Origin of the sequence: Terrimonas sp., assembly GCF_003075435.1 — a bacterium.
GTDB lineage: Bacteria > Bacteroidota > Bacteroidia > Chitinophagales > Chitinophagaceae > Agriterribacter.
On the sequence record NZ_QCZJ01000044.1, the window covers coordinates 20954 to 28147 of the forward strand.

At 40.8% G+C, this 7194-nt stretch carries 4 protein-coding genes; all 4 read left to right on the top strand.

The window, feature by feature from the left end; all coding sequences use genetic code 11:
* Window positions 1–29 precede the first annotated feature (29 nt).
* Window positions 30–2291: a PKD domain-containing protein gene (locus tag DC498_RS24990; RefSeq protein ID WP_165813959.1), complete on the top strand. Its 2262-nt coding sequence runs from the start codon at window positions 30–32 to the stop codon at window positions 2289–2291.
* A gap of 129 nt (window positions 2292–2420) precedes the next feature.
* The gene (locus tag DC498_RS24995) at window positions 2421–3824 is read left to right on the top strand and encodes a toll/interleukin-1 receptor domain-containing protein (RefSeq protein WP_116876854.1); all 1404 of its coding nucleotides are present in this window, start codon (window positions 2421–2423) and stop codon (window positions 3822–3824) included.
* A gap of 316 nt (window positions 3825–4140) precedes the next feature.
* Complete coding sequence (locus DC498_RS25000) at window positions 4141–4452, top strand: hypothetical protein (RefSeq protein WP_116876855.1); 312 nt, start codon at window positions 4141–4143, stop codon at window positions 4450–4452.
* A partial coding sequence (locus DC498_RS25005; RefSeq protein WP_206197744.1) for a putative metal-binding motif-containing protein occupies window positions 4449–7194 on the top strand: 2746 nt, incomplete at its 3' end. The genes DC498_RS25000 and DC498_RS25005, both read left to right, overlap by 4 nt.

A 7194-nucleotide genomic window follows, 5' to 3' on the forward strand; every position in this document is an offset into this window, starting at 1 on the left:
TATTTACATTATGCCGAAAAAACGACCCCATGGTTAATCCCGGCGATGATATTCCGGCAGACAAAGAAATAACCGCCAACATATCAGGTAAAGTATGGGATGAGGAAGGGTTACCTGTAAATGAAGCTGTTATTACGGTTGGCAGCATTACTACACAAACCAATGAATTGGGAAGTTTTTCGTTGAGCAATGTAAAGATCATGGAGCGCAATGGCTTTATACGAATTGAGAAAGAAGGCTATTTTAAAGGGTTAAAAACCGTAAATATTGATGCCGGCAGGGAAAACAATATAGAGGTAAAGCTGCAAAAACGTACACTTACCGCCACCTTCAATGCACCTGCCGGAGCAACAGTAGCCGTTGACGATGGTTCACAAATAATTTTTGACGCGGACGCCATAATAAAAGATGCCGATAAATCTGCATATAGCGGCGTCGTAAAAGTATATGCAAAATATATTAACCCCACCGCAAAAGATTTTTTGCAAATCATGCCGGGTAACCTGGTAGGTTTTACGGCAAAAAATGAAGAAGTGCGCCTTATCAGCTTTGGTATGCTGAATGTGGAACTGGAAGGTGAAAGCGGCGAAAAACTCCAGTTGGCCGAAGGCAAGCCAGCTACCATAAGCGCTGAAATTCCTGAGCAATTACTAAGCCAGGCCACATCGAGCATACCGTTGTGGTATATGGATGAAAACAGCGGGCCTTGGAAAGAAGAAGGCTTTGCTACAAAAGAAGGCAACAGGTTTACGGGAAAGGTATCGCATTTCAGCTTTTGGAATTATGATTACTATGCAGGGCTGCCTTTGTATAAAATTAAAGCACGTTTTGTAGATAAAAACAATGCTCCTGTTGCATATAAAAAGTTCACTATTTCCACTAATGGTGTAAGACATCAGGAAGATTTTACAGATTCGACCGGCTCAATTAATTTTATGGGCTCACGCGATAGCATGATCATCAAGATTTGGGTTAACCCATGTAACTCCAATATACCTGTTTTTAAAGTTGGCCCATTTTCTAATGACACAGATCTGGGTAATCTTATGGTTGATGATACTTCTTCAACTAATATTTTAAAAGGAAAACTGGCTGTTTGCGACAGTCGTGTACTGCAAAACGACGGTTTATTATACCTGTATGAAGGAACGCGCTTTTTGCAAAGTACCCGTATTGACAGCAGTGGAAAATTTATTGTGATCGAAGGAGAAGTGTGTCTCACTAACATACCGTCAATCAACTTCAGGTTTTACAATTCCCGCTTCGCTGTATTAAAAGATACTACTATGATATTTCCAAAGGGCACTACAGATATTGGAAGCATACAAAGTTGCATGCAAAATAAGCCCCCTGTTGTAAATGCAGGAAATGACAAGGAAGTATCAGCAGGTGCACAAACATATTTATCCGCAACCGCAAGCGACCCCGATGGAAATATTGTATCCTACTTATGGCAAAAAGTAAGCGGGCCCGTCGGCGATGTTATTTCGCAGCCTGCCAGTGCATATACAGCCCTATCATTCACTAATGAGGGAACATATGTATACAGGATTACCGTTACAGATAATCAAGGTGCCACAGCAAGTGATGAAATAAGCATAAAGGCAGTTCCCAATAAACCACCCGTTGTAAATGCCGGAAATGATCAGGAAGTGCCTGCAGGTGTACAGGTATATTTAGCTGCAACTGCAAGCGACCCTGATGGAAATATTGTGTCCTACTTATGGCAAAAAGTAAGCGGGCCCGCCGGCGATGTTATTTCGCAGCCTGCCAGTACAAACACATCCGCATCGTTCACCAATGCAGGCACCTATATATATAGGATTACTGTTACTGATAATGAAGGCGCCACAGCAAGTGATGAAGTAAGCGTTAAAGTAAATACAGCAATTGCAACCGACTCTTCGGCAATAAAGGTCACTATAGATACTGCTGTTTATAATATTACCGCCCCCATAGATAAAATATCGGCATCAAGATCCGGTACTACAACCAGCATTTCAGGTAAAACGGAAAATTACAATTTTGGTAATGCCAAATATGCAAGTGTATCATTCTCGTTTAGCGGCAATGAAAGTGCAGGCACTTACAACACCACAGGTCTTATTAATGCTGGTGCTGAAGCCTACATAATTAAAGAAGGCTCAAGCGAAGTGAAGGCATATGGAAAAACGAACCAGTTTGTTGAAGGAATTTTTACCGGAAGAGTAATACGTGCTGTAGATTCAAGTAAAACAAACCCGGCAACAATTCCAGCTTCTATAGTATTTAAAGCCATAAGAAAACAATAAGCAACAGGGTTCCGAACTTTTTAGAAGGCTCGGAACCCTATACATAACAGGTAAGGATAGCCGGAATATTATTAAGGTGATAGTGAGGAAATAGTTTCCTAACCACTTGATTTTTTAAATAACAGCACTATGTCAGATAAATTTTTCATCAGCTACTCAAGGGTTGACACACCTTTTGTTTTAAAGCTGGCAAACGATCTTAAAGCTGCCGGAGTAAATATTTGGCTGGATCAACTGAATATTCAGCCAGGTGCACATTGGGATAATGAAATCGAGGCGGCCCTCAACAGCGCTACCTGCGTGCTGGCTATTATATCTCCCCAATCCATGGAATCAAAGAATGCCATGGATGAAATATCTTTTGCGCTTGAGCAAAACAAGAAAGTCATTCCCGTTCTTTTAACTAATACCGAAACATCTTTCAGGTTAAGAAGATTACAAAGGATTGATTTTACGGGTGAATATGAAAAAGGTGTAAATCAACTATTGAAGGCAATTCAAATTACAGCCAATAATAATGAAAGTAAAAATGTATTTCCGGATGGATTTGTTTTTGCAAAAAAAACAACTGATACCGGTGATAATTTTTCTTCCCAAAGACCTTCCTCCTATGCTAAAAGAGCAGACCAGGCTGATGACATAGTTACTCCTCAAAAGCTTACAACAGAAGACCTTAAGAATATTATCCAAGATATCTCTACCACCAGGAAATTATCTCCCCCTCCTCAAAAAGTAAATAAAAGCAAAACATTGATTTACGGAATAATAATTTTTGCAACAGTTGCAGCTACAGCAGGCATAACCTGGGGGATCTTTAAAAATAATGACCAGACTGCTGATATGAAAATTAAGGAAGAAATACATCCTGTACCCATTACTATTATCTCAACAGATAGTACACATAATCCCACCAGAGTTAAAGAAGACATTACAGTGAAAAAAGAAGAAAAAAAACAAACAGCAGAAGTTATACAACCTGCTCCTGTTATTACTCCCCCGGTAATAAAAAACAAACCAGCCAATACAAATACGCAAACAGAAAAAAAACCAGAAAATACGAATATAACAATTGCAGAAAAAAAGACGGACCCGGAACATGAAAAAAAAGACAAGTTACCAGTGCAGGATTCAACAGCTAAACAGCAAGTAGTGGTAACGCCGGCAAAACAACCAGAAGCGCCGCCGCAAACTGAATTGCCCAAAGAACTGTTTATTAATACAGAAATTTTATTCGAGGTAGTGTTTGAACATTTGCCTGATATGAAATTAAAAAGGGATCATCAACCTGTAACATTTGTGGTAACAGACCCGGTGGTTTATAAAGGAATTACACTGATCAACAAAGGTGCAATTGCTGAGGGTACAGTTTCGCTGGGAAGCATACAATCAACCATGCAGATGAAATATGTAAGAGGAGCAGACGGACAAATAATAGCCTTAAAAATAAAAGAGGCCGGCGTTCCTATGAAAAAGATAAAGATGGATCAACCATACCAGGTTATGATAAAAAAAGGAATAAAGCTATTTTTTTAGCATCATAAATATTAAATGTTTGAAGAGGTACTACAACTTTTGTGCTATTGCACATATACATCTGCATCGTTAGTTTTACTGCATCTTTCAATCCTTCAATATATCTTTCGAATCTCCGGAAACAGATCGTGCCATACATTTAAAATATTGTTCCTTTCTCTTACGAAAGGGAGTTAGAGAGACAACCTTTGCATGGACACGCTATATAGCTATGTGTTAGTTAATAGTCTGGATTTATTCTGTAGCACCCCTCCCTTTCCTTTGGAAAAGGAGAAGAAGGGATAGGCGGCAGTTCTCTCACATTCAACCACCAGCAATGGAACTGCAAATTGAAAACGGCTATACGCGAATACTATATAATGCTGAAGGAGCATTTACTATTGTAACCTTATCCTCATCAATAGTAAATGCCTGGCAAATGCTTGAAAAAGAAAAATCATTATGTAAAATAAAAGGCATAAAACAATACAAGACTGTATATGTTAATAAAGACATAGAAAAAAAAGACGCTATTGTTTTTATGATCATATTCAGGCGATGCATACACACTAAAAAAGAAAAGACCTGGGTGCAATCGCTTGAATTAAAAAGCAGCTATTTAAACATACCACTAAAACTTTCAACATGAGGTACATTATTTTTACGATTTTACTGTTCGTGCAATTGGGTGTTTATGCCCAATCAACAGGAGATTACAGGAGTAAGCAATCAGGCAACTGGGAAGATGCAGGCAGTTGGGAAACCTACAACGGAACCAGTTGGGTGGCTGCAACTAATTATCCTACTCCTTCTGATGGCACAATTACCATTAGAAGCCCGCATATTCTTACCCAGGGTAGCAGCTTTACAATAAATGATGTAACAGTGGAAGTGGGGGCTACGCTCAATCTCAATGACGGTAATGTAAACAGTAGTGGTTCTTCGACGGCTGATTTAAGGGTTTATGGAACAGTAAACCACAATGCCAATTCCCAGGGAGGATGCCCAATCTTTGAAATTTATAATGGCGGCGTATATAACTGGAATGGAGGAAATTATGCCTGCAACACCATTAAAATACTTTCTGGTGGCACAATGAACTTTAACGTTAGTGGCAACCCTTACTTAAATGAAACGAATATTACAAACGATGGTGTTATTAACTTTAATAGCGGTGGTTTTTATGCAGCCATTAACACGGTCTGGGGAAATCTCGTAAATAATGCAGGCGGTGTTATTAATAAAAACAATGACAACATTTTTTTTGCATCGGGAAGCCCATTTAATTTTATCCAAAATGGCTCTTTAAACATTAACGCAGGACGATTACATATTGATTACCTGAATTTTAGTAATACCGGCCAGCTATCTATTGCTAATAATGCAGAATTAGTATGCTCCGGAACCCCACTAATGCTATCCGGCACATTAAATGTAATAGAAAAAGTGAGCCCGTCTAATGGCAGCAACGTAATTATAAGCGGAAATTTCAGCGGAAATTTTTCAACTGTGAACCTTCCGATAGGCTATAGTATAACTGTAAATCCGTCTGATGTTATTTTGAATTATAACGATGATATGGACGATGATGGCGTGAAAAATAAAGATGATTGCGCCCCCAAAGACCCCAACAAATGGCGCTCTGCAGAATTCTATATTGATAAAGATAGCGATGGCTATGATGGCGGAAAGCATACCGTTTGTTACGGGCAAAATATACCCTCCGGTTATATCCAAACCACCAAAGGTTCAGATTGTAACGATAATGATGCGAATATAAACCCCACCACCGTTTGGTATAAAGACGCGGACAATGACGGCTATAGCGATGGCACTACAAAAACACAATGCGATCAGCCCGCAGGTTATAAGCTGAAAGCCCAATTAACAGCAACCAATGGCGATTGTAAAGATGATGACGCCACCATTCACCCCGGCGCTCCTGAAATATGCGGCAACGGTATAGATGAAGATTGCGATAGCAAAGATGCTGTTTGTGTGCCTACAGACAGCGATGGAGATGGAGTATCCGATAATGAGGATTGCAGTCCAAATGATAATAAAGTATGGCGCACTGTAACACTATACGCTGATTTTGATAGTGACGGAAAACCTGTTGCATTTGGTTCTGAGGTGTGTATTGGAGCAGATATTCCACAAGGCTATTCTGAATCTCCGGGTTCAGACTGTGATGATAATGATAATACAGTGTGGCGTACTGCAATTCTGTATATTGATAGTGATAGAGATGGTGAATCTGTTGGGGCAGGTATAGAAAAGTGTATTGGAAACGATATTCCTTTTGGTTATACTGAATCACCAGGCTCAGACTGCAATGACAACAACCCGGATATTTATCACGGAGCAACAGAGATATGTGATGGTGTAGACAATAATTGTGATGGACAAATAGATGAAGGCTTACTTTTCTGGATATACCCGGATGGTGATGGTGATGGCTATGGCACAGAAGAAGGAAAAATATATTCTTGCAACGCACCCTATGGCTATGCAGACCGGAATGGCGATTGTAAAGACGATGACAATACCATCAATCCTGGTGTAGAAGAGATATGCGATGATGGCATAGATAACGATTGTGATGGGGAAATTGATGAAGGTTGTAGTGTATCTGAGCCAACGGAATTCTACTCCAAACCCACCGGCGACCTACACAATGTAGCCACCTGGGGAGTAAACCCCGATGGCAGCGGCACACAACCCGCCGACTTCGGCGCAGGCAAAACCTTTAATCTTGCCAACCGCGCCGGTAATTATACCATGACAGGCAACTGGACTGTACTGGGCACACTGGTTAATTCTTCAGGCAGCCAGCTAAAAATAAATGGATATACCTTATCACTCACCACACTAACAGGCGCGGGTACTCTAACCGGTTCAACCACTTCAAGCCTTATCATAACAGGCACCGGTGGGGGTAACTTTGGTAATATCAACTTTACATCAGGTGGCGGCATGTTAAAAGCGTTTACGCTTAACCGTAGTGGCACAGGTGCTGCAGCAACCATAGGTACGGCACTGGCAGTATATGATGTATTGACTATCACCAGCGGTGCATTAACCACCGGTGGTAAGCTTACATTGAAGAGCACGGCAACCAATACGGCAAGGGTAGCGCCTGTAACAGGCACTATATCAGGCAATGTAACCGTAGAGCGCTATATACCTGCAAGAAGAGCATGGAGGCTGATGAACGCTCCTGTAGGCGGCACACAAACCATCAACCAGGCATGGCAGGAAGGGGTAACCACAGCATCCCCCAATCCTAACCCTGCTCCGGGCTACGGCACTTATGTAACCGTAGGTTCAGTAGCCAATGGCTTTGATCAGAATATACTCGGGCAAAGTACTTCATCGCTGAAGAGCTTTA